The 22,937-nt window shown below is 67.6% G+C and carries 21 protein-coding genes and 2 pseudogenes; 11 read left to right on the forward strand and 12 right to left on the reverse strand.

From position 1 onward, the window contains the following. Positions 1-112: 112 nt before the first annotated feature. Positions 113-1,135, reverse strand: a complete 1,023-nt coding sequence (locus ACZ6S5_RS28205) for a DUF4331 family protein (RefSeq protein ID WP_466005202.1) — start codon at positions 1,133-1,135, stop codon at positions 113-115. A 641-nt stretch (positions 1,136-1,776) separates the two neighbouring features. Beyond that, positions 1,777-2,355 (reverse strand): hypothetical protein, encoded by a 579-nt coding sequence (locus tag ACZ6S5_RS28210; RefSeq protein WP_466005204.1) that lies wholly within the window; start codon positions 2,353-2,355, stop codon positions 1,777-1,779. Positions 2,356-2,589: 234 nt separating this feature from the next. Between ACZ6S5_RS28210 and ACZ6S5_RS28215 the strand changes: the two genes are divergently transcribed. Both ACZ6S5_RS28215 and ACZ6S5_RS28220 read left to right on the forward strand, forming a co-directional pair. Next, a complete protein-coding gene (locus ACZ6S5_RS28215) occupies positions 2,590-2,922 on the forward strand; it encodes a hypothetical protein (RefSeq protein WP_466005206.1) in 333 nt (110 codons plus the stop codon). A gap of 498 nt (positions 2,923-3,420) precedes the next feature. Further along, positions 3,421-4,203, forward strand: coding sequence for a transposase family protein (locus ACZ6S5_RS28220; protein ID WP_466005208.1), 783 nt, complete (start codon positions 3,421-3,423; stop codon positions 4,201-4,203). Positions 4,204-4,556: 353 nt separating this feature from the next. Here ACZ6S5_RS28220 and ACZ6S5_RS28225 read toward each other — a convergent pair whose 3' ends face one another. Further along, positions 4,557-4,808: a winged helix-turn-helix domain-containing protein gene (locus ACZ6S5_RS28225; protein WP_111211926.1), complete on the reverse strand. Its 252-nt coding sequence runs from the start codon at positions 4,806-4,808 to the stop codon at positions 4,557-4,559. Between the two features lie 220 nt (positions 4,809-5,028). On the opposite strand from ACZ6S5_RS28225, the pseudogene ACZ6S5_RS28230 reads away from it, so the two are divergent. Both ACZ6S5_RS28230 and ACZ6S5_RS28235 read left to right on the forward strand, forming a co-directional pair. After that, a pseudogene (locus ACZ6S5_RS28230) lies at positions 5,029-5,385 on the forward strand (hypothetical protein); the annotation flags it as partial. Beyond that, positions 5,382-5,690: a hypothetical protein gene (locus ACZ6S5_RS28235; protein ID WP_466005210.1), complete on the forward strand. Its 309-nt coding sequence runs from the start codon at positions 5,382-5,384 to the stop codon at positions 5,688-5,690. The pseudogene ACZ6S5_RS28230 and the gene ACZ6S5_RS28235, both read left to right, overlap by 4 nt. 135 nt (positions 5,691-5,825) lie before the next feature. Here the strand turns inward: ACZ6S5_RS28235 and ACZ6S5_RS28240 are convergent, their stop codons facing one another. Further along, positions 5,826-6,368, reverse strand: a complete 543-nt coding sequence (locus tag ACZ6S5_RS28240) for a hypothetical protein (RefSeq protein ID WP_466005212.1) — start codon at positions 6,366-6,368, stop codon at positions 5,826-5,828. Positions 6,369-6,508: 140 nt separating this feature from the next. Here ACZ6S5_RS28240 and ACZ6S5_RS28245 point away from each other — a divergent pair, with 140 nt between their 5' ends. The 4 genes from ACZ6S5_RS28245 to ACZ6S5_RS28260 all read left to right on the forward strand — a co-directional run bounded on the left by ACZ6S5_RS28245 (position 6,509) and on the right by ACZ6S5_RS28260 (position 11,461). Further along, positions 6,509-7,999, forward strand: a complete 1,491-nt coding sequence (locus ACZ6S5_RS28245; protein ID WP_466005214.1) for a peptidoglycan-binding protein — start codon at positions 6,509-6,511, stop codon at positions 7,997-7,999. After that, on the forward strand, positions 7,986-9,185 hold the full coding sequence (locus ACZ6S5_RS28250) for an ABC transporter permease (RefSeq protein ID WP_466005216.1): 1,200 nt from the start codon (positions 7,986-7,988) through the stop codon (positions 9,183-9,185). Before ACZ6S5_RS28245 ends, ACZ6S5_RS28250 begins: the two co-directional genes overlap by 14 nt. An 87-nt stretch (positions 9,186-9,272) precedes the next feature. Next, positions 9,273-10,805, forward strand: coding sequence for a HAMP domain-containing sensor histidine kinase (locus ACZ6S5_RS28255; RefSeq protein WP_466005218.1), 1,533 nt, complete (start codon positions 9,273-9,275; stop codon positions 10,803-10,805). Next, positions 10,802-11,461 (forward strand): response regulator, encoded by a 660-nt coding sequence (locus ACZ6S5_RS28260; protein WP_466005220.1) that lies wholly within the window; start codon positions 10,802-10,804, stop codon positions 11,459-11,461. Before ACZ6S5_RS28255 ends, ACZ6S5_RS28260 begins: the two co-directional genes overlap by 4 nt. Positions 11,462-11,464: 3 nt before the next feature. On the opposite strand, the gene ACZ6S5_RS28265 is transcribed toward ACZ6S5_RS28260, so the two are convergent. Continuing rightward, positions 11,465-12,130 carry an ABC transporter ATP-binding protein gene (locus ACZ6S5_RS28265; protein ID WP_466005222.1) on the reverse strand — a complete coding sequence of 222 codons (666 nt, stop codon included), beginning with the start codon at positions 12,128-12,130 and terminating at the stop codon, positions 11,465-11,467. A 291-nt stretch (positions 12,131-12,421) separates the two neighbouring features. Between ACZ6S5_RS28265 and ACZ6S5_RS28270 the strand changes: the two genes are divergently transcribed. Both ACZ6S5_RS28270 and mraY read left to right on the forward strand, forming a co-directional pair. Further along, on the forward strand, positions 12,422-12,985 hold the full coding sequence (locus ACZ6S5_RS28270; protein WP_466005224.1) for a dihydrofolate reductase family protein: 564 nt from the start codon (positions 12,422-12,424) through the stop codon (positions 12,983-12,985). A gap of 461 nt (positions 12,986-13,446) precedes the next feature. Beyond that, positions 13,447-14,550 (forward strand): phospho-N-acetylmuramoyl-pentapeptide-transferase, encoded by a 1,104-nt coding sequence (gene mraY, locus ACZ6S5_RS28275; RefSeq protein WP_466005226.1) that lies wholly within the window; start codon positions 13,447-13,449, stop codon positions 14,548-14,550. A 359-nt stretch (positions 14,551-14,909) separates the two neighbouring features. On the opposite strand, the pseudogene ACZ6S5_RS28280 reads toward mraY, so the two are convergent. The 7 genes and pseudogenes from ACZ6S5_RS28280 to ACZ6S5_RS28310 all read right to left on the reverse strand — a co-directional run. Then, a pseudogene (locus ACZ6S5_RS28280) lies at positions 14,910-15,131 on the reverse strand (site-specific integrase); the annotation flags it as partial. Positions 15,132-15,194: 63 nt separating this feature from the next. Continuing rightward, positions 15,195-15,488: a hypothetical protein gene (locus ACZ6S5_RS28285; RefSeq protein ID WP_466005228.1), complete on the reverse strand. Its 294-nt coding sequence runs from the start codon at positions 15,486-15,488 to the stop codon at positions 15,195-15,197. Positions 15,489-15,550: 62 nt separating this feature from the next. After that, positions 15,551-16,051, reverse strand: a complete 501-nt coding sequence (locus ACZ6S5_RS28290) for an HIT family protein (RefSeq protein WP_466005230.1) — start codon at positions 16,049-16,051, stop codon at positions 15,551-15,553. Positions 16,052-16,162: 111 nt separating this feature from the next. Further along, entirely contained in the window at positions 16,163-17,329 is a 1,167-nt protein-coding gene (locus ACZ6S5_RS28295) for a low temperature requirement protein A (protein ID WP_466005232.1), read from the reverse strand. Between the two features lie 226 nt (positions 17,330-17,555). After that, positions 17,556-18,734 carry a low temperature requirement protein A gene (locus tag ACZ6S5_RS28300; RefSeq protein ID WP_466005251.1) on the reverse strand — a complete coding sequence of 393 codons (1,179 nt, stop codon included), beginning with the start codon at positions 18,732-18,734 and terminating at the stop codon, positions 17,556-17,558. A gap of 390 nt (positions 18,735-19,124) precedes the next feature. After that, positions 19,125-20,075 carry an NADP-dependent oxidoreductase gene (locus ACZ6S5_RS28305; RefSeq protein WP_466005234.1) on the reverse strand — a complete coding sequence of 317 codons (951 nt, stop codon included), beginning with the start codon at positions 20,073-20,075 and terminating at the stop codon, positions 19,125-19,127. A gap of 648 nt (positions 20,076-20,723) precedes the next feature. After that, positions 20,724-21,848 (reverse strand): FAD-dependent oxidoreductase, encoded by a 1,125-nt coding sequence (locus ACZ6S5_RS28310; protein WP_466005236.1) that lies wholly within the window; start codon positions 21,846-21,848, stop codon positions 20,724-20,726. Positions 21,849-21,878: 30 nt separating this feature from the next. Here ACZ6S5_RS28310 and ACZ6S5_RS28315 point away from each other — a divergent pair, with 30 nt between their 5' ends. Continuing rightward, positions 21,879-22,604 carry a TetR/AcrR family transcriptional regulator C-terminal domain-containing protein gene (locus ACZ6S5_RS28315; protein ID WP_466005238.1) on the forward strand — a complete coding sequence of 242 codons (726 nt, stop codon included), beginning with the start codon at positions 21,879-21,881 and terminating at the stop codon, positions 22,602-22,604. Positions 22,605-22,937: the final 333 nt, after the last annotated feature.

Genomic DNA, 22,937 nt, shown 5'->3' on the forward strand with positions numbered 1-22,937 from the left:
ACACCGCGGCTTCACCCCTTGCTCCGGCTGGTTGCCGAGTACGGGTCGAAGTCGGGCCAGGGTGCGCCGTGACGGGCGGATCGCGCCGATCCGGAGAGGCGCGCGGCGGCGGTCAGGCGGGCACCACGTACGGGAACGTGTCGGAGCGGGCGTCCTTGGTGACCTCGGGGGTGAGCCCGGAGGTCATTCCGGTGTTGAGCACGAGCGAGAACATGACCTCGGGGGCGTTGTCGAGCAGGGTGCGTCCGTTGCGGACGGCGAAGCCGTAGTTGGCCGGCGAACCGATCCGATAGGACAACAAGTCGGGGAAGACCTGCTCGGCCACGCTACGGCCGTAGCCCTTCGGGTCTGGGGCGGTTCCGTTGGCGGCGACGACGCGGCCGACGGCGGTGGCGATCTCGTCGCCCGCAGCTCTCAGGTCGTCGCAAGGGTGGCGGAAGTTGGCCGGGTTGGAGAAGTCAGTGTCGGTCGGCCAGAAGATCGGCCACATCATAGGGTGGCCGGCGCGGTTGATCTGCCGCCACCCACCCGCGTCGGTGGCCAGCATGGTGCGACACCAGACGCCGAGCTGGGTGCCGTCGCGGAGCATCGGCTCGTCTGAGGAAACTTCGAGGACGATCGACTCGACCGTGGTGCCGGCGAAGCTGTTCTTCGCCTTCTCCGGCCGCCACTTCGAACGGTCCAGCTTGGCGCCGTTCTTAAAGGCGTCGTTGACGGTGGCGAGCTGGTCGAGATCGATGAAGAAGGGGTCGATGATCCGCCCGGCCCAGATCCGAATGTTGGTGCCGTCCGTCACCTCGCCGGTCAGCCCTTCAAGCAGGAGAGTGCCGGTAGCGCCGTCGTCGCGCGCCTCTGCGCCAGTGAGTGCGTGCAGGGTCAATGACTGCTGCCCCCCGCCATCCGGCTCGCCGAAGGCGACCCGGTAGGTCAGCTCCTCCATCTCTCCGCCGCCGAAGTGAATCTTGAACTCGTACCGCGCCTCGTGGTGGAAGCCCCGCTTGATGTCGGCTCGGGTCACCGAGCTGTTGACGTCCATGACAAGCACGGTGCCGCGCTCGCCGTTGAAGACGTACAGGTCGTCGGTATAGAGCTGGCCGCTCTGCGCGGCGAGGGGGGTGTCGAGGTGGTGCGACATAAGTTCACTCCCGGGCTTCTCGACGTTTGGGACGAAAACGAACATACCGGCGAGAGCCCTTCCGCTCGCCCCGTTGGCCGAATCCGGTCGCATCGTCCGTCCGCACGCCATCGCGCCGCCCGCGCCGATGTGGCATGGACGGGGGATCAGACGGTAGCCAGGCCGTCGCCAGGCCGTCGGCCGTCAGACAGTAGTGACGCACGACGACCAGTGGCGACGGTGCCTGCCCAGGTCACAAGGCGTGACCGACCCGCTGGCCGGCTGGGATGGCTAAGGCCTACCTGTAGTTGGTGTACTGCTGGCCCGCCGGATGCAGGGTGTAGCAGCGCCTGTAGCAACGATGACGGACGACGGCGCACGATCACGTGCTCCCGGAGGGCCGGACGGGGCGGGCCGGCCGCGGGTGGACGCAGTCGGAAGGTTGCCCAGAACTTACAAATGAGGGGCCGAGACGCTCGCGATGGCAGCCAGGCTGGCGGTGTCAGGGTGAGTGTCTAACTGAGTGACTACGGATGCGAACAGGGCCGCACAACCATGGACGTCGGCGCACCGCTCCCGCAGGTGAGAGGCTCAGCAACGCCAGCTCAACGAAGCGGAATCGTTGCCTGGGGGTCAAGCAGTCGGGCGTCGGCCTTCACCTCTCACACGTAGTCACGCCAGAAAGTCACAGTCACCCTGGACTCTCGGAACTCCTGATCGATGTAGTGGGCGAGGTCGTGGCCAGACACGATGGTGTCGGTCAGCTGGTGGATGGACAGCACGAGATGGCCGAAGGAGCCGCGGCCGGCCGGCAGGTAGCGGTGGGCGTGCACGGGAACCATCCGGGGAACGTCGGCGAGAAGGCGCTTCGCCTTGGCCATGCGCCGGACGAGGTCGTGAGGGGGATTGCCCCACCCGGGTGGCCACTCGCCGTGCTGGATGTCGTCGAGCGCGGTTGTGAGCGGCCAGTCAACCTGCGCTTGCAGGTTGGTGGAGTCGAGTTGGCGCCAGTTCGGCCAGCCCCAACTTGCCTTGTCGGGGTGGTCATCGTGGCTAGGTGTCCAGACTGGCAGCCCGGCCGCGAGGAAGGCGCGGTGGTCGTCGGCGAACTCAAAGCCGAACCGTCGCTCGATGCTGACGAACTCGGCGTCGGCGAGCCCCGGCTGGATGTCCACCAGGTCCAGCTGTGCTAACCGCCGAGCGGCCTCGATACCCAATGCGACACCGGCACCATTCGTCACCGGAGAAGCGTAGCGACCTGGCCGCCGTACGCGTGTGGAATGACAGGAGGCGCGGGAGCAGCAGAGAGGCAGCGAACGCGACGGCAACCGATAACACCGGACGTCGCTGGAGCCCGAACAACGCGCATGGACTGAGGTTCTCCGGCAGCAGATGACAGCCGTCGGTGCCCTGCAGCCGCGTTCACACCGAAGCGGTCGGGTAGACCAGCGACACCAGGGGCTAACCTGGCCGGCATGTCGGACGATCAGGTGACGATCACGCTCAGTCGAGACCAGGCGCTTGTGCTATCGCACTGGCTGTACATGGTCATGGGTACGAGATCGTTTGACGGCGGCGTCGACGAAGACCCCGCTGTCTGGTCTGCGCTTTACCGCATCAGCGGAACCCTGGACAAGGAGCCGCTCATCTTCGCCCGTGACTATGGTCAGCGGCTTGACGAGGCACGCGGCCGGCTGTGCAGCGAACTGGGAGAAGAGTTCGTAGCGAGCCGGGCCGCCGCCAAGGGCGGTCAAGGGGTCGACGAGGAACAGGTCCAGGCCGTCGCCAGGCCGTCAAAGGTAGACTAGCGGTGACCACCGACAACCGTCGATGCCAAGCGTTCTCGCAGGTCAGAGCCGGAATGCGCTCCCTTTGTCGGACATGCCGATAGGCCGGTGACAGTTCAACGCCAAGTGATGCCTGGGGCCCTGCGCTCCCTGGTTGTTAGCCGCCCTCTGGCTTGAAGAGGGCAACCCAACCTGCGATCGTTCCAAGGATGGTCATCGCTAGCGTGATGCCCTCGTAGACCTTCCGTGCTAACCCTGAGCTCGGCGGCTCTGCTGTCGAAAGGGCTGGGCGTGAGCGGGTGCGTTTGGCCTGTGATGGTTGAAGAGGGCGAGTCCTGGTGGTCCTGCTGAAGACTCGTCTCAGCTTGGCGAGGCGGTGTGTGTGACATCCAATGAGCCTTTTCCAGGCTGATCTTGCAGCTCAGGGTAGGTGCGGCGGGCCCGGAGATCGATGAGGGCGAGGCTCCAGGTAAGACAGCAGTCGACCAAGATCCGATGCCCCGACCGGGAGCCTCGCCTGTGCTGTCTTACCCCTCCACGATCCCGCTGTCCAGCCGAACCTTGAACCACCTCGCCGACCTCATCCGAGCGCATCGCACCCAGCATCGATCCCGGTGGCGGCGCCTCGATCCGGGCCGACAGGCTTTACTCGCCCTGGCCCACCTGCGCAACGGTGACACCTACAGCCGGCTCGCCGCCGGGTTCGCCGTCGGTGTCGCCACCGCCTGGCGCTACGTGCAGGAAGCAATCGTGCTGCTCGCCGCGGTCGCCGAGGACCTGGCCACGGCGATGCGGCGCATCCGGCGATTGGCGTACGCGATCCTGGACGGCACGCTGATTCCGATCGACCGCGTGGCAGACCAGAGGCCGTACTACTCCGGCAAGCACAAGCGCCATGGCGTGAACGTGCAGGTCATCGCCGACGCCGCCGGCCGACTCGTGTGGGCCTCACCGGCACTGCCGGGTTCAGCACACGACCTCACCGCCGCCCGCAGCCACGGCATCATCGACGCGCTGACCAGCGCGGACGTGATGACCTTCGCCGACAAGGGCTACCAAGGCGCTCGGGGCAGCGTGCGCACCCCGTTCAAGCGACGCCGCTTCCGGCCGAAGCTGTCACGCCGGCAGAAGGCGGTCAACCGGGCGCACGCGAGGATCCGCGCCCGCGGCGAACGAGCGATCGCCACCCTCAAGAACTGGAAGATCCTGGCCAAGCTGCGCTGCTGCCCGCACCGCGCCACCACGATTGTGCAGGCCATCCTCGCCCTGCACCACGTCGAAGCCAACCGCTACGCAGGATGAAAATGGCTCAATGAGTACGCCCCAGCCTGCGTTCCGGCAGGGGCTGCCGTCCCGACGGACCGGTTCTCGACATTGAAACGGCGCAGCGAACGCGATGTACGGCAGCAGTCCAGCGAGGACGGTGAACCACCCATACCGGGCTTGGTCGCCAGCAAAGAACACTGCTGCGACTCCGGCGATCAGCCCACCGACGACCAGCCTGTCTGTTCTGGTTATTTTCCGACCAGTCACGCTAGGAGGCTAAGCGTGATGCTTTAGCTACGGATCGCAATCGTCGGGTTTGCGACTCACTGCCACCGACTCCTTGTTGATCAATGGTTCGAGGGCGGGACTCGGGCAGTCGACGGTCCCGGCTATTCCGCGACGAAGACTCCCACGCCGGGCAGAGTCTCGGTCATGCCTTTGATCCTTAGCACCTGCATGGCGCGGTCGATCACTGGCTCCGTGACCCCGTAGTGCTCGATCAACTCTCGCCGGCTGGGCAGCTTGGAGCCCGGTGGGAACTCGCCGGATGCGATGCGTTCGGCGAGGTCGTCGGCGATCTGCTCGTAGCGGTAACGCGGTGGCACGGTGTTTCCCCTCGGTTGGCAACACGAGTAGACCACCTACGTCAGCCCTTGACTACCCAACGGTACCTGTGGGAGGTTGCCGAGGAGGTCGATTCCCTCGGTTGGCGCTGTGGGGGCGTCCTCGCTGGCGTGGATGTCCGGCGCATCCCCCGCGATCGGGCATCCACGCCTCCGATTGCTGCGGCACGAGGAGGCGGCAATGCTCCCTTCACCTTGGCCGGTACGACAGTTCAGGGTCGAGTGATGCGCCGATGAGGCGAGTCTCCTACGACGAGTACGTCCTGGCGGTCGCGCTGACCCTCGCGCGGCGGCATCGGCCGGTCTGGTGTTGGCGACGGTGGCGGCGGGTTTGCCGATGCGGAGCCGAGCTGCCGTGCCATGCCCGGCATCGGATTCCGATCAACCGTGGCCACTGGCCGGGGGAAGGGGAGCAGTGAACGACGGACAGGAGCAGATGATCCTCGCGGTTCACGTCCGAGGGCTCGACGGCATGTGCGCCGGCTGCCGTGCGTGGTGGTCGCGGCTGGCGCCGTACCCGTGCTGGCAGGTGGATTGGGCGACCAGTCGGCAGGCCTGGACGATCACCGCCCGGTTCCTGGGCGGTGTCCGGTGACAACCCACGGCCCGGTCATGCCGATCTGGAACTGCGGTGGCTGCGACTTGCCCTGGCCCTGCCCGACCCGGAAGCGGGAGCTGCGTGCGGAGTACGCCGAGGCTCCGGTGTCGCTGGCCCTCTACCTCGGCTCCTACCTCGTCCAGGCCACCGCGGACATGCCCTGGACGCCGGCCGGCGTGCTGCATCGACGGTTCCTTGGCTGGACCAGGGAAGCCGACCGGCCCATGCCAGCAGTACAGCAGCGAAATACAGCAACCGTGCCAGCCGAACCGAGCCGCAAAGCGCCCCAGCAGGCCGTTTGACCTCGCATCAAGCCCGATCGGACCCGCTTGCCGAGAGTTCACACCGAAGAGGTCAAGCCAGCCGAGTCAAGGGGTCATGTAGCGGCCGGGTCAGCTATCGGCGAGGCGCTCGACTGGACTGAACCGCCCGGCCCTTCACTTGCGGTCGGCGTAGCGCGGCAGCTGAATGTTGATGCCGTCATGCGGGCACGACCGAAGCGGCGCCTCGATGAGCCGATTGCCGTTCGGCGGCGCGTATCGGCCGGGGAGCGGGAACAGCCCGTCCGCGGTCGGGTCCGGCCAATCGGAGAGATCGTGCTCGCGCATGCACTTCGCGAAGTCCCGCAACTTCGTCATGTCGACTTGGGACCCTTGTTCCGCGATGTTCTGATTGACAGCCCGCAATTGTCGATAGACCGCCTCGCAGGCCGCTGGCGCCACCGGCTTGCCGACCGATGCCGGAAAACCCCAGTCGCCGCTGGCGTCCTGAATCGGGTCCGGGAAGTTCGGCTGTCCGTTCTGACGCATGCATTGGGCGAACTGGAGATAAGCCGACTTCTGATCGTCCTTCCCCAGCGGCGCGGAGGCCGTCGGGGTGACCGAGTTGTGCCCGCCGCCGCATCCCGCCAGCAGGAAGAGCGCAGTCGCGACGCCGATGACACCGCGAAGGTTGTCCGTGCCTCTACGAAGATTGTCCATGCCCTACAATCGCGCGGCACGGGCGCCCACGCTTCCCCGTAATGTTCTGCCCTGGAGACATCATTTGGGGGGACTCGGGCACACTACCTCAACGGTGCTTCCTTCATCCACCGTTGCCTATGATCCTTCGCCGTGGCCGGGTGACTCGTATCGTCAGGGCGGCCCAGCCGACCACCTACTTCACCTCGACGATGTGGTTGTGGCGCGAGCACGGCTACGAGGAAGTGCTGCGGCTGCTGTTCGCCCGGGTTGCAGGCCCGGTCGCCACCGACGGGATCCCGGGGTGTTTCTGGCGCGGGCTGCGGCTTGACGCGGCCTCCATCCCGCCGCCAGCAGGTTGCCGCCGCGCGTCCGGTGCGCGCCCGGGGCGCGAGACCCCCGAAGGAGTGGAACAGCCTGTGACGTTTAGGGGAGGTGCCGGTCGAGCCGGGTCCGGCAACCTGAACGCCATGGCGCGTGGAAAACCAGGCCTCTCGACGCAGGAGCACTCCACCTCGGCTTCGCTGAGCGGGAGTGGCAGAGCGCGACGGAATGCCTTGATCGCGGTGGGCGTAGTCGTCACAGGGCTGGCCGGCGCTTTGGGCTGGCTAGTGTTCGGCAACCGGCCCGTACCCGCGGGCCAGCCCGTCCCGACCAAGGTGCTGACCGGCGAGGCTGCAGTGGTGCGCGCGGACGTGGCCGAGCGCAACCAGTTCTCCGGATCGCTGGGGCATGCCGGCTCCTACACCGTGATGGCTCCGGCGAGCGGTACGTTGACCGGCTCCCGCGACATCGGGCAGGTCGTGCGTCAGGGCCAGAGGCTTTATGAGGTCAACGGCAAACCGGTAGTGCTCATGTACGGGAAGCGGCCGGTGTGGCGGGCCTTCTCCTCCGGGATGTCCGACGGCGCCGACGTGAAACAGCTGCAGGCCGCACTCAAAGCCCTGGGCTATGGACAGAACCTGAAGGTCAATAGCCATTTCTCCACCCGTACCTATTGGGCGATCCGCCGCTGGCAGGCCGCAGCCGGTCTGCCGGTGACCGGCACGGTGCCGCTCGGGCAGGTCGTGTTCCTGCCGCAGGCGATCCGGATCACCGGCCACAGCGTCGAGCTCGGCGCGGCGGTGCAGCCGCAAGCCCCGGTCGAGACAGGTACCACCGAGCGGCCGGTGGTCATCGTCCAGTTGCCTCCTGCCGACCTGCCGACTACGAAAGTCGGCGACGCGGTCATGGTCGTGCTGCCCGACGGCCACACCCAACGCCCGGGCCGGATCATCGCTATCAGCGCGGCCGCCACGACAACGAGCTCGTCGGGCTCGTCCGGCTCAGGCTCGGAGAACGACGGCGGCGGCAGCGAGCCGACGGCCCAGGTCTCCATCGCGGTGGACGGCACCATTCAAGGGTTCATCGAGCAGGCTCAGGTACAGGTATTCATCACTGCCGAGCAGCACAAGGCCGTGCTCGCGGTGCCGATCGTCGCCCTGCGCGCACTGCCGAGCGGCCAGTACGAGGTGGTCGTGGTCGACGGCAGCCTCACCCGGCATGTGCCCGTGTCCGTCGGGCTGTTCGACGACATCGCCCGGCTCGCCGAGGTGTCCGGATCCGGCCTCGCCGGGGGCCTGCAGGTGGAGGTGCCGAGTGGCACCTCGTGAGCATTACCGGAGTACGCTGCGCATCGCCGACCTGGTGCCGATCAGCACGTTGGGACTGCGGTCCCGCAAGCTCCGGGCGCTGTTGTCAGGCGTGGGGATCGCGATCGGAATCGCCTCCATCGTCGCCGTCCTGGGCGTCACTCGCTCCAGCGAATCCCATCTGCTCGCGCAGATCAACCTGCTCGGGACGAACCTGCTCACCGTGGTCAACGGCCAGGACAACAGCGGGAACGAGGCCGAACTTCCGACCGAGGCCGCGTCGATGATCCGGCTGGTCCAGCACGCGCAGAGCGTGGCGCCCACCGCCCAGATCACCGACGCGAACGTCTATCGCAACGACCACGTATCGGAAGGGCTGGCCGGTGGTCTGGCGGTGCGGGGCTGCGATGACAGCCTGCTGGCCACACTGGACGGGTCGCTGCTCACCGGACGCTTCCTGGACGACGGCGCGACCAACGCCACAGTGCTGGGCTACGACGCCGCCACCACGCTCGGCGTGACGAACACCGGTCCCGATAGTCAGGTCTGGCTGGGTGGACACTGGTTCACGGTGATCGGCATCCTCAAACCCATGCCGCTGGCCCCCGAGATCGACCGGTCCGCGCTGGTGTCGTTCGCCGTGGCCAACCGGCTGCTCGGCTATGACGGGCATCCCAGCCGCATCTACCTTCGGGCCGACCCGGACCACGTGCCCGAGGTGTACCAGGTGCTAGGCGGCACCGCCAATCCGGAGAACCCCTCGGCGGTGGCCGTGAGCCGACCATCGGACGCGCTCACCGCCCAGCTCGCCGTCAAGGACGCGTCCGGCTCACTGATCCTGGGCCTTGGCGCCATCGCGCTGCTGGTCGGCATCATCGGTATCGCCAACATCATGATCATCTCGGTTCTGGAGCGCCGTACGGAGATCGGGCTGCGCCGGGCCTTGGGGGCCGCCCGACTCCATGTCGCCGCCCAGTTCCTGACCGAGTCGCTGGTGCTGTCGGTCTTCGGCGGTGCCGCGGGAATCGCTGTCGGCGTTCTCATCACCGGCGTCATGGCCCGGACCCATGGCTGGGTCGTCCTGATCCCGGCGCAGGGGCTGTGGGGCGGTGGGGCTGTCGCGGTCCTGGCCGGTGCGATCGCTGGGCTCTATCCCGCTCTGCGTGCCGCAGGCATTCCTCCCACTGACGCCCTGCGCACCACTTGACCCGCCCTAGGAGGGCAAAAGCGAATGTTAGTGCCGTGCAGGCTACACATACGTAGCCTAGACGGCACTCGACCCAGGAGGCGGCCCATGTTCTCGCGGTTCGGGCTGCGTTTCCGGATGGCCGCCTCATACGTGACGGTGTCGGCCGTGGCCGTGCTGATCGTCGAGGCCATTCTGCTGACGACCCTCGTTCCACAGATCCGGTCCGCTCGCAACAGCGCGCAGGCCGCTGAGCAGCAGGAGACGCAGGCCGAGGCCAGTGGGGCCCAGGCCAAGGCCCAGGTCGCCGCGCTCGGAATCGCCTCGTCCGTCGGGTCGTCCGCGAGCTCCATCGCTCACCGTCGACCAGCGCTGAGCGACGGCAGGCTGTTGGCCGAGGCGGCCAAGGAGCTGGACAAGTCCGCGACCGGGGCTGCGAACACGACGGACGGTCACGATGGTGGCACCGCGACCGGACCGAACCCCGACTCCCCCGAAGCGACCATGGCGCTGACCACCCTCAACGGCGACATCATCTCGGCGGTGGGGATCGTCACGCCGACCCTCCCGGCGGAGGCGCTGTCCGGCGGGGCGCACACGGGGCTGAAGACGGTCGACGGCCGACTCCGCGCCTGGGCCGTCGAGCCAGTCACCATTACCAACGAATCCGGCGATCCGGGAGCCCGGACCATCGGGCTGGCCTACGAGGAGCTGCCGGGCCCACATCCCGACACGTCGGTCACGCCAATCTCGAACAGTAAGACGCGGATCACCGAGAGTGTCACCGGGCTGCTCACCGCCGGGGCCCTGATCCTGGCACTGCTGGTCCCGGTCGGCGCGCTCTTCGGCCTGTTCAGCACCGGCCGGTTGATCCGGCGGATCCGGCGGCTGGCACTCGGCACCGAGGCGATGGCGGAGGGTGACCTGCGATCTCGCATTCCTGTCTTGGGACGAGACGAGGTCGGCCAGCTCGAGCACGCGTTCAACACGATGGCCGAGCGGCTGGAACAGGCCATCAAAGCCGAGCGGGACGCGGCTGGCTCAGCGGCCCGGCGCGCCGAGCGGACCAGGATCGCCCGCGAGCTGCACGACTCGATCTCCCAGGACCTGTTCTCGGTGAGCCTGGTGGCCACCGGGCTACGCAAGGCGCTGCCGTCCGAGACGAAGCTGTGGCGCCAGGCCACGTCCATGGAGGTCACCTTGGAACGGACCCGCAGGGAGATGCGGGCGATGCTGATGGAACTGCGGCCCGTTGCCCTGGAGGACGCGGGCCTGGTCGCGGCGCTCGAAGAGATGTGCCGGGCGTACGAGGCTCGGCTCGGGATCCCGATCACCGCGCGGATCGAGCTGTCGGACCTGACTCCCTCGGTCGAGCACGCGGTGCTGCGTGTGGTCCAGGAAGCGCTCGGCAACGCGGTACGGCACGGTAATCCCGCGACGATCGAAGTAGACGTGAACGGTGGAGGAGAGAAGGTCAACGTGACGATCCGAGACGACGGAACAGGCTTCGATCTTGATCGCGTCGCGGAACGACACGGAATGGGACTCGAGCTGATCCAGGAGCGGGTCGAGGAGCTCGGCGGCACGGTCCAGGTGATCACTGCCCCGCGGCAGGGGACGACGGTGCAGGTGGTGTTGTGATCAAGGTACTTCTGGTAGACGATCACCAGGTGGTCCGGGAGGGCCTGCGGTTCGTCCTGGAGCAGGAGTCCGACATCGAGGTGGTCGGCGAGGCCTGCGACGGGCGGGCGGCCCTGCAGGCGATCCGCGACCTGGCGCCGGACGTGGTCCTGCTGGACATGGTGATGCCCGTCCTGGACGGCAAGGGCGTCTTGAACACCCTGCGGCACGAGGAACTCAGCCCCGCAGTGGTGGTGCTGACCTCCTACCCCGGCGAGGACGAGGCGATCGCGACGGTGCGCGCGGGCGCGCTGTCGTATCTGCCCAAGAGTTCCGCGATCGACCGCGTCATCGACGCGGTACGAGCTGCCGCGGCGGGCGGCAGCGTGCTGGAACCTGGGGTGACCGCCGTGCTGGTCAACCAGCTGCGCGAGCTGGACAGCGCCGGACCGCTCGGCCGGTTGTCCGCCCGGGAGCGCGACGTGCTCGCGGAGTTGTCCAGGGGGCGGTCCAACCGCGAGATCGCCCGGGCCTTGTCGCTCGGCGAGCAGACCGTGAAGTCATACGTCTCCAGCGTTCTCACCAAACTGGACCTGAAGGACCGCACCCAAGCCGCGATCTTCGGCCTTCAGCAGGGCCTGGTGCCGCTCGGCGAGGCGCTGCGGTCCGACGAGTGACCGTCAGCCGACCAGTCGGCCGTCACGCATGATCACATGCCGATGGCAGGCCTCCGCCACGGCCGGCTCGTGGGTAACGATCACTATCGTTACGCCGCCCTGGTTGAGCTCACAGATCAGCTCCATGATCTCGGTACCAGTGGCCGAATCCAAGTTGCCGGTCGGCTCGTCGGCGAAGACGATCGCCGGGCGCCCCACCACCGCACGGGCGATCGCGACGCGCTGACGCTCGCCGCCCGACAGCTTGGTGACCCGGTGGTGGACCCGGTGCCCGAGGCCGACCTGGTGGAGCGCCGACTCGGCGGCGGCCCGCCGGGCGCCGGCCCGGACACCCCGGTACAACAGCCCGTGCGCCACGTTGTCCAGGGCGTCCAGCGCCTCCAGCAGGAAGAACTGCTGGAAGACAACACCGACCCGGTGCGCCCGCAGCCCGGCGAGTTCGCGGTCACTGAGCGCCTCGACGGGCTGGCCATCGAGGCGTACCGAGCCTTCCGTCGGACGGTCGAGCGCCGACATGAGGTTCAGCAGGGTCGACTTGCCCGAGCCCGAGGCGCCCGTGATGGCGAGCATCTCTCCCGATTCCACGGCGAGGCTCACCCCGCGGACCGACTCGACGGGCGGCTCACCGGGATAGGTCTTGCGCACGTCATGCAGTTCCAGGACCGGCATACGTAAAGGATCGCGGCCCGCCCTCCCGGCTGCACCCCTAAAACGTGGGAAGCGGGTTGGTTCCTTTGGGGGAGCACACACTGGTGTGCTGGAGCTGGATGGCGCTGGGCTGACGGGAATGAATGTGGCGTCCCTTGCCGCCGGCGACGACCGGGCGGAGATCGTATCGTCGTCCTGGCGCTACGGGGTCCTGGCGTGGTGGTGGACCGGCCCTCGGTGTGGCCTGACCGATGATTCTTCCGCGCCGTGCTGGTCTGTACGCCGAGTACCGACTCACGGGAGGCTGACACCATGCGAAAACTGACCTTCGGCATGAACCTGAGCCTGGACGGCTACATCGCCGCGCCCGGCGACGACCTCGGCTGGAGTGTGCCGAGCGACGAGCTGTTCCAGTGGTGGTCCGACCGGGTGAGGGCGACAGGCACGGCGCTGTACGGGCGCAAACTGTGGGAGACGATGAGCTCCCACTGGCCGACCGCCGACCAGCAGCCGGGTGCCACACCGGCGGAGATCGAGTTCGCCCGCCGCTGGCGGGACATGCCGAAGGTGGTGTTCTCCTCGACGACCAGCCCGGTCGACTGGAACACCCGCCTGGTCACCGGCGACGCGGTCACCGAGATCACCCGGCTGAAGGCCGAGGACGGCGGCCCCATGGATATCGGCGGCGCCACACTCGCCGCGGTGGCCATGCGGGGCGGGCTGATCGACGAGTACGTGATCGTCACCCATCCGGTCCTGGTAGGTGGCGGCACGCCGTTCTTTGCGGCCCTGGACAACTGGGTGAACCTGACCCTGGTGGAGACCCGGACGTTCCCTGACGGCGTGGTCCTGACCAGGTACGAGACCAGGCGCTGAGTACCCCAACCTCGGATCGGCCCGGGCTTCGGGCCGCCCAAGGATCTCGTGGCGCTGTGTTTCGAGGCGATCGTGATACCCGTGCCGGATCACAGACCGTGTATGGCACAGGACACGCCTTGCCGTGCGCTGTCTAGTCCCACCGGATGCTCGATGTTTCCGTCCCAGCTGTTGCTTGACGTTGGTCCAGGTTTCGGTGGCGACCTTGCGCGGTCGGTGGGCTTTGAACCTCGGGCGTGGCGCTGCAAGATCGTCGTCGGATTCGTGTCGGCAAGTTACGAACCACGGCGCTGTGAGGTCCAGGGCTGCTCCGCTCGCCGTCGGATGGCAAGCTCGTGTCTCGTGATCGATGATTTCGCTAAGGACTATCCGCACGGCCAGCTCAGGTCGATACGTCAGGCGCTGATCTGGAAGCCCGGTGGGGACGCCGTGAGAAATCCGGATCTCGTGGAGGTTCGCCCGTGAGGGCGGTCATCGTCGCGGCCGCGGTCGCGTTCCTCATCTCCCTGTTCGGCACGCCGCTGGCGATTCGCGTCTTCACCGCGCTCAAGGCCGGCCAGCCGATCCGATCCATCGGGCTCGCCAGCAACCAGGGCAAGCACGGCAGGCCCACGATGGGCGGCGTCGTTTTCATCGTGGCGACCGTCTTCGCCTACGTGGCCGGGCACATCGCCCTGATGACCCTGCCTGAGCGGCAGATCGCGCAGGAGGGGCCGACAATGACGGCCCTCGTCCTGCTCGGCCTGTTCGTCTTCTGCGGCGCCGTCGGCTTCCTCGACGACTTCCTCAAGGTGCGCCTGCGCAACTCCGACGGACTGTCCGCCAAAGGCAAGCTGCTCGGCCAGGCGATCGTCGGCGGCGGGTTCGGCATCGCCGCGCTCTACGTGCCGAGCACCAACGGCCAGACCGTGGCCAGCGAGCACATCTCGCTCATCCGCGACATCAGCTGGCTGAACGTCGGCAAAGTCGGCGCGGTCATGGTCATCGTCTTCGTGATCACGGCGATGTCCAACGGCGTGAACCTCACCGACGGCCTCGACGGCCTGGCCACCGGCGCGTCGATCCTGGTGCTCGGCGCGTACGCGCTGATCGGCTTCTGGCAGTACCGGCACTGGTGCGCCGACGACACGTACGCCCGCGTGAACGACTACTGCTACCAGGTCCGGGATCCCCTGGAGATCGCCATGATCGCGGCGGCGGCGGCCGCCGCCTGCGTGGGCTTCCTGTGGTGGAACACCTCCCCGGCGCGGATCTTCATGGGTGACGTGGGCTCGCTCGGGCTCGGCGCCCTGATCGGCGGGCTCGCGGTGGCAACCCGCACCACGCTGCTTTCGATCATGATCGGCGGGCTCTTCGTCCTCATCACGACGACCTGGGTGATCCAGATCGTCTCGTTCCGGACCACCGGTAGACGTGTCTTCCGGATGGTGCCGTTGCACCACCACTTCGAGCTTGCCGGCTGGAGCGAGGTCAATATTGTGGTCCGGTTCTGGATCGTGGCCGGCGTCTGCGTGGCGGTCGGCCTGGGCCTGTTCTACTCGGATTTCTTGGCGGTCGTTGGATAAAGGCCACGCGGCAAGCCTGTGTCGTGCCACCGACGGTGATCCGCCGGGCAGCCTGGTTCCCCACCGGGGTGCCAGGGTCTGGCAGCAGCATTGCCTAAGCCGGTCGCGGCCAGACCCCTCGGTCGCTGTGTCAGCAAGAGGTCTGGCGTCATCCATCACCGGGCGACCTCCGGCGGCGGCTGGAGCGCACGCGACGACATCACGTGGTATCGGTTGTGAATTGGCGACAGGCGAGATCGACGTTCACACCGAAGAGGTCACTGGTTCGATCCCAGTATCGCCCACGCAGGTCAAAGGCCACTTCCCGGCTTCGGGAGGTGGCCTTTCTGCTGCCGTACAGCAGCGAAGTACAGCAACGGTCAGCGGCCGAGGGAATCGCCGAGGCGCTTGAGTGCTTCCCGCGTCGCCTTGGACGAGACCTGGGTGTAGATCTCCATCGTTACGGAGAAGCGGGCGTGCCGGAGGACCTGCATGGCGACTCTCGGATGGACGTCCAGGTCGGCCAGGAGCGTGGCGCAGATGCGCCTGGCGTCGTGGACGGTGATCGGCGTGACCTTCGCCTTGTCGCACCTCGTTTGCCAGGAGCACTGGCAGCTCCGGGCTACCTGGTTGATCCAGGTCTGCACGCGCTGCTATCCCGATCGTCAGTCGCTCCAGTCCACCTGGTGCTGGGGAACACCTACCGTCCTGCCGTATTCGACGGCCTCAGCCCGCCCTACTTCGTCGCCGCGTCGGTAGCGGAAGACCCAGTTCGCGAAGACCACGACATGGTCCCGTCCGACCGTGAAATCCGCGTACCAGCCGCCATCGCTCGCCAATGACTCGGCGAGAGCCTGCGAAAGCTCGTCGGCTACGTCGTCCGCCGCCTCGAAGTCGAGAAAGGTCCAGACGTCCGGCTGGGTTTCCGACGCCGAGCCCGACACATCTTTCCGGGTCACACGCGTAATGCTCAGCCCCGCTTACGGCTTGCGCTCAGTGCGTCCGATCGTGCGTGTGGCGTTCAGGCTTGGATGCGACTGCGGATGTCCCGCGCCAGGGCTGCCTGGCTGTTGTCGTCGACCCGTAGGACGCCGTTCTCGGCCATCACCGCGTGGAACTGCTGCTGGTGGTACGGGACGCCTGGGGGCAGCGGTGCGAGGTGCCAGTGCAGGTGGGCGTTGCCCTGCCGGCTGCCAAGGCTCATCGAGTACATCCGCTCGGTTGGCAGCGTCGCCGCGATCGCACGCGCGACCGTGTGCACGATGCCTTGGAAGCGGAGGAACTCGGGCTGCGCCATGTCGCGCACCCAGCTTTCCAGGTGACGCTTCGGCGCAACGAGGCAGTAACCGAGCAGTGTCGGGTCGCGGGAGAGGAAGGCGATGGTGTCGTCGTTCTCGTAGACGAGATGGTGCCGGTAGTCGGGGTCGCCGGCTACGAACGCGCAGACGAAGCAAGGTCCTTCGCCCACCCGACGCGCGTACTGCTCAAAGTCGAACGTGACCTTCGTGGGCTGGTTCCCCATGCGAGGAAACTAGACCGGCTCGGCAACATGACGTGAAGAGCCGGCTGCCGGCTGTCGGGTCTCAGGACCGGCGTGACAGAACAGTCTCAAGACATCGGTCACACTTTCCGGCTAGCCGGGTGGTGACGGCGGCTCGGGCGGGCGTCTGCGGGCGCGGGCTGCGTCGGATATGGCGATCCCCGTCAGGACGAGGGCAGCAGCGGCGGCGGCCACGACTGGCGGCAGGGGGAGCATCGCCGGTGTCAGGGCGGCCAGCGCAAGGACGCCGATCGGCCGGGACCTGGACACGCGGCCGAATACCGCGTGCTCGAAGCGGGCGCGCCCGGCCAGGTACAGCGCGGGTCCGCCGAAGATGACGGCGATCCAGGCCGGTGGGGTGTGCCCGAGTGGATGGGCGATGACAAGTTCGTCGCCGACGGCTGCAGCGACCACGCCGGCCACCATGGCCAGGTGGGCGTATGACGCCGATCGGGCGAGGCGGACCGGGTCGGCAGACACGGCAATCGCCTCCGCCAGGAGTTGCCCAGCTCGGTATATGTAGATCCGCCACAGCAGCACGGTGGTTGCGATCGACACTGCGAACGCGACGGCCCCGTCCGGCGCGAAGCCGCTGCTGCTCAGCGCCAGTCCGGTAACCAGGATCAGCTCGCCGAGCGCGACGATGAAGAACTGCCGGTAGCGCTCGGACAGGTGCTCGCCCGAGATCACAAGGTCTTGGCTGGGCGTACGGCCCGCCCCCGGGGTGGGGAAGCCGATTCTGCCTGCCGTGTGGTCAAGGACCACCGCGAGTGCCCACAACGCGCCACGCGCCGTACCGTGCACGAGCGCCCCCGCGATCCACGGCAGCGCCGACAGGCCGTACCAGAACAGCCCGCGCACGCTGTTGCGCTGCAGCTCGTGGCCACGCAGAACGGCCACGAGGACGAGCCCGCGGCCGAGCTGGATGGCGACGTAGGCGCCCGCGAAGATCAGGCCCGTGCCGCCGAATGCCTCGGGCACCGCGGCCGCCATCACCAGGCTGCCGACCATGGTCGCGATGACCAGCGCCTGGATTACCGGTCGTTGCGGGTTCGTCCGGTCGGTTAGCCACGCGGTGCTGGACCAGACCCACCACATGGCCCCCAACAGCACCAGCGTCCGGAAGGCACCGCTCCACCCGAGATCTTCGGCCAGGCCACGCGAGAGCTGAGCGAGCGCGAGGACAAACACCAGGTCGAAGAAGAGTTCCAGGAACGTGGCCCGCTGTGGATCCCCGGCTTTCCGCATCAGCTCGGCCACCCTGCTCGTCGTCATCGGCTCGCCCGTTCTACCAGCTCTGCTCCAGGTTTGGGGGCATTCTGACATGCGGCAGCGGCGGTGACCGCGGACGTGCTGCCGTGGACTGGATTGAGCGACCCGCGTTACACGGACGGGCGACGGTCGGGGCCGGTGAGTTCCCTCCATCCGTCGCCGCGGGTTCGGATCAGCTCGTCGACCATGCCCAGACGTGGGGGGACACTTCCGTCTAGCCGGGTGGTGACGGCGGCTCGGGTGGGCGTCCGCGGGCGCGTGCTGCGTCGGCGATGGCGATCCCGGTGAGGACCGCGATGGCGGCGACGGCGGCCACTAGCGGCGGCAGGAGGAGCATCGGCGGTGTCAGGGCGACCAACACGAGCAGCCCGATCACCCGGTCCCGGGACACGCGGCTGAACACCGCGTACTCGAAGAAGGAACGCCCGACCAGGAACAGCGCGGGCCCGCCGAGGATGACGGCGACCCAGGCCGGCCGTGTGTGCCCGAGTGGATGGGCGATGACGAGTTGGTCGCCCACCGCGGTCGCGACGATGCCGGCCATCATGAGCAGATGAGCGGTTAGCGCCGACACGGCTAAGCGGTCCGGGTGGGGCGCCGCTGCGATGGCAGCCGGCAACAACTCTCCCGAGCGGTAGATGTAGATCCGCAAGAACAGCGCCGTGCCGACGAACGACACCACGAACGCCGCGGTCCGATCAGCCGCGAAGCCGCTGCCACTGAGGGTCAACGCGGTGACCAGGATCAACTCGCCGAGCGCGATGACGAAAAGCTGCCGGTACCGCTCCGCCAGATGCTCGGCCGCGATCGGGAACTCCGATTCGGGCGAGCGACCCAACCCCGGCGTGGGGAAGCGGAATCCGCGTGCCGTGTAGTCCACGGCCACCGCCAGCGTCCACAACGCCCCACGCGCCGCACCGTGCGCGAGCGCCCCCGCGATCCACGGCACCGCCGACACACCAAACCAGAACAACACCCGTACGCTTCTGCTCTGCAATTCATGGCCACGCAGTGCGAGGACGAGGAAGAGTTGGCGGCCGACATGGATGGCGACGTACGTGCCCGCGAAGACCAGACCTCGCTCGCCGAACGCATCGGGCAGCGCGACCACCATCACCAAACTGCCGAGCATGGTCGCGGTCACCAGCAGCTGTATCGCCGGCCGCTGCGGGTCGTATAAGTCGGTTATCCACGCCGTGACGGACCAGACCCACCACATCGCCAACAGCAGCACCAGCGTCTGGAAAGCGCCGCTCCACCTGAGATCCTGAATCAGCCCTTCCGAGAGCTGGACGAGCGCGACGACGAACACCAGGTCGAAGAACAGCTCCAGAAAGCTTGCCCGGCGGGGCTCTTCGGGCCGTCGCAGCAGCTTGGCACCGCTCGTCGTCATCAACCCGCCCGTTCTGCCGGCTTTGTCCCAGGCTTGAAGCATTCGTACCACGCCGCAGCGCCGGTGAATTCGGATATGCGGCCTGGCCTGGAACCGGGCGGCCCCCGCTGCACGGGCGGCCTCGGTCCAGGCGGCCACTTCTTCCTTCTACCCGGCACCGCCGGTCCGGATCAGCTCGTCGACCATGGCGCTGGCGTCGCGGCGGCTGGCGCGGAAGCGGGGAGCCCGAGCGGGCCGCAGCAAGACGATGGACTTGCCTGGTGAGGAGGTGGGCCGGCGGCCGGCCCGGCCGCGCAGCCACGAGCCCGCGGCGTAGGGAAGCGCACGCCGCCCGGATCCCGTCACCGAACAGCAGGCTGCAGGTGCCCACAACGGCACCGACGGCAGTGACTAGTCAGCGACGTGGATGACGATCTTACCGCGGCGTTTGGCCGTCTCGAGCGCCTCATAACCTGAGCGCGTCTCAGTGAGGGGCAGAACACGGTCCAGCACCGGCCTCAACCGGCCGTTGTCGACGAGCTCGGCGATGGAACGCAACGCGTTCTGGTTGGGCTCGACGATGAAGTACACACCACGAACGCCATGCCGGGCTGCTTCCCGCTGGTCGGGTGGGGTGACGAGGGTGACCAGGACACCGCCCGGTTTCAGGACCGACCAGGACCGCGCCTGCGTGGCTCCTCCGACAAGATCAACGACCACGTCCACGTCGCGAACATGATCCTCGAAGCGGTCGTGCGCATAGTCGATAACCTGCTCGGCACCCAGACTCTTGACGAATTCCAGGTCGGCCGCCGCCGCCGTGGCGCTCACCCGAGCACCGAGACCGGCCGCCAGCTGCACCACGAAGATCCCCACGCCGCCGGCGCCGCCCTGCACCAGCACGTGCTGGCCGGCCTGCAGGTCGGCGTGGTCCACCAGTGCCTGCCAGGCACTCAACGCAGCCAGTGGGAGCGCTGCGGCGTGGTCGTGGTCAACGGTGGCGGGTTTGGCCGCCAGGACGGCCGCGGGCAGGGCGACGTACTCGGCCGCCGCGCCATCGCGGGTGAAAGGGACCAAGCCGTAGACGGCCTCCCCCTCGGCGGGGCTCTCCACCCCCGTCCCGGACGCCGCGACGACTCCGGAGAACTCATGCGACGGGATGATCGGCGTGCGCTCAGGTCCTGACCCGTCCGAGCTGTACGTCCAAGTCTGCGGCCAGGTGAGTTCAGTGGGTGTCATGGAAGCAGCCTTCACGGCCACCAACACCTCACCAGGCCCTGGCTCAGGCCGCGGCGCCTCCTCGTACACGAGCTGCTCCGGCCCGCCTCTGGTGTGAGCTCTCACGGCGTGCATCGTGCTCATCCGACTGCTGCTCCCTCCCGACCGCATTTCGATCAGCCCACCGGCCGCCCCTGGGATAAACCGCAGGCTGACTCCCGCATTATCTGGCGGTTCGGCAGCGCGCCTGTCGGACTTCCGTAACCCTTGCCCCTTCGGCGCTGGATCAGGGGCTCCGGGGCAGCAGCACGCGGCGGTCATCTGGCGGCGACCGCCGAAGCCAAGCATGTGCGGATGACACGATCAACGCTCAAAAGACGAGGCACTAGGTCGGATGCTGCTGTTGTCCGGTTTCGCGACCCATGAGCCAGGCTCCCGATCCTTTCCCGATACGGCCGCACCGAGCGCCGGCCTGCCTCGGACTTCGGGTAGGGCTTGATGGTGACGTGACCTGAGACCTCCTCGGCGACGCGGATGATCCGGACCACGCCCAGGGCGAGGTCGAGGGCGTCCCACTGCAAGCCGGCGCACTCGCCCCACCTCAGGCCGCTGCCGGCAGCCAGGGCAACGAGTGCGCGGTACTGGGCCGGCACCGCCGGAAGGAGTCGAGGTAGGTCGTCACGGCTGATGGTCAGGTCATCGCCGTCGCAAGGTCCCCTCATGCCGAGGAGCGGATATCTGATCTTCCAGGGCAGGGGCGTCTGCAAGACGGGGCTGGTGCGCAGCGTGTTCTCAATCTGCGGGTGCCGGCTCGGTGGGCCGGGCCGTGAAGAAGCGGATGATGTCGTCAGCTGCGGTTGGGGACAACATCATCGCCTGGACTCGTGCGGACATTTCGGCGATCGGGTGGGTCCTGGTGAACATCGCCTCCTCGTACGTCCGGATCGCCGAGTCGGGGTCGGCGGGGTTGGCGGCGAATTCGCCGGCGAGTTCGGCGGCATCGAGCATGGCCTGATTGGCGCCCTCGCCGACCGGCGGCATGAGGTGCGCGGCGTCACCGATGAGGGTGATTCCCGGCTGGTTGGCCCAGCGTGTACCGATGGGCATCGCTTCGATCCTGCGAGGCGTCGGCGCGCTGTCGCCGGCTTCGATGAGTGCGGTGAGGCTTGAGTCCCAGCCTTCGAACATGTCGAGCAGAGCGCGCTTACTACGGTATGTGTCGATGTCACGATCTTCTGCGCGCAATGAGATCCCGACTCGTATGCTGCCATCGCCGAGACGTTGCGCTGCAAGGATCTGGTTCACGCCGATGCACCACAGGTTCCCGGGGCCGACCAGCTCGGCGAGATCCGGGTGGCGCCGGTCGGCGTCGCTGATGCCCAGCTCTACCAAGGTGGCCACGTAGGACAATCTCGCGTCGGTCAGCAGCGACCGGACGACCGAGCGCGCGCCGTCCGCGCCGATGAGGACGTCGCAGTCGGTTCTGTGGCCGCCATGGAACGTCAGCCCGAAGCCCCCGTCAGGTCGTGGCGTCGCCGCGACGAGCCGGTGCTGCCACGCGACCGCGTCGCCCGGGAGCGAATCGAGCAGAAGATCACGCAGTGCGCTCCGATCGATCTCGGGACGTCCGGAGAATGAGCCGGGATCTGGCTTGTGGTGCACGAGGGTGCGTCCGGCCGGGTCGAGGATGCGATGTTCCTCGCCCTCCGGCCGCGCCTCAGACCGGAACCGGCCGGCAAGACCCGCCTCGGCCAGGGCCTGTTGCCCGGACTCCGGGTGCAGGTCGAGCATTCCGCCCTGCGATCGCGCGGATCGGCTTGCCTCGCGCTCGTACACCACCGCGTCGATGCCGTGCCGGCGCAGGATTCGGGCCAGCGTCAGGCCGCCGAGGCCGCCACCGGCAATCGCGATTCGCATCCCCATCTCCCTTGCCGTACACTGTATTTCGTGGATACACCGCACGGTAGCGAACTATTGCCCGTTTGGGAACGGCCCGAGCCTCAGCCGCGGGCGGCGCCGGTGCCGTTGAGCCGCGCGAAGATCGCCGCTGCAGCGATCCGGCTTGCCGACGCGCACGGCCTCGACGGACTGTCAGTTCGCAAGATCGCCAAGGAGCTCGGAGTCGGTCCGATGCGGCTCTACGACTACGTGATCAACATATCCGAACTGCTCGATCTGATGGTCGACGCCGTCTATGCCCAGATCGCCGAGGTCGGCCAGCACTCAGAGTGGCGTGCCACGGTACTGGCCATCGTTCACCGGACCCGCGACGCCGCCCTTGATCATGAATGGTTCTCCGACCTGCTCGGCGGAAGGCCACACTTGGGACCTCATGCGCTCGCCGTGGGTGAATCGACCGCGGCGGCGCTCAGCCAGGCCCCCGGCGTGCGCGACATCGACGACCTCCAGCGGGCCTTGGGCGCCCTCAACGCCTTCATCATCGGAGCGCTCCGCAGAGAGGTCACCGAGCGACGCACCGCCCGTTCCACCGGCACCGACGTGACCGCCTGGCAGGCCAGCCTCGGACCCTACCTAACACGCATGCTCAAAACAGGCCGCTATCCCACCGTCGCCCGGCTCGTCATCGACGGCGCCCACCTCGACGCCGAGGAAACCTTCAACCACAACCTGACCACCCTCTTGGACGGCATCACCAGCCACCCCCACACGTGACCCAACTGCTCGCAGGCCAGTAGTCGGCTCGACACCGATGCACCTCGCGCAGACATCCGGATCTGGCCGCGATCAGCGCGCTGTACGTGCGGACACTGCCGCCTGACGTGGCTGTCCCCGGCCCGCGCGGTCAGTCGTCGATCGCTTGGTAGACAGCGGTCCAGAAGTCGTGCCACCTCGGCAGCCTCTGGTCGCCTGCGTGCGCCCGCTGCATGATGAAGATCGTCGTCATGTCCTCAGCGGGATCGTTGTAGCAGGCGGTGCCGTAGAAGCCGGGCCATCCGTAGCTCCCGACCGATGGGCCCAGGTGCGTCCGTAGCCGCACGATGTGCG

This window comes from Micromonospora sp. NPDC051924 (genome assembly GCF_055586005.1).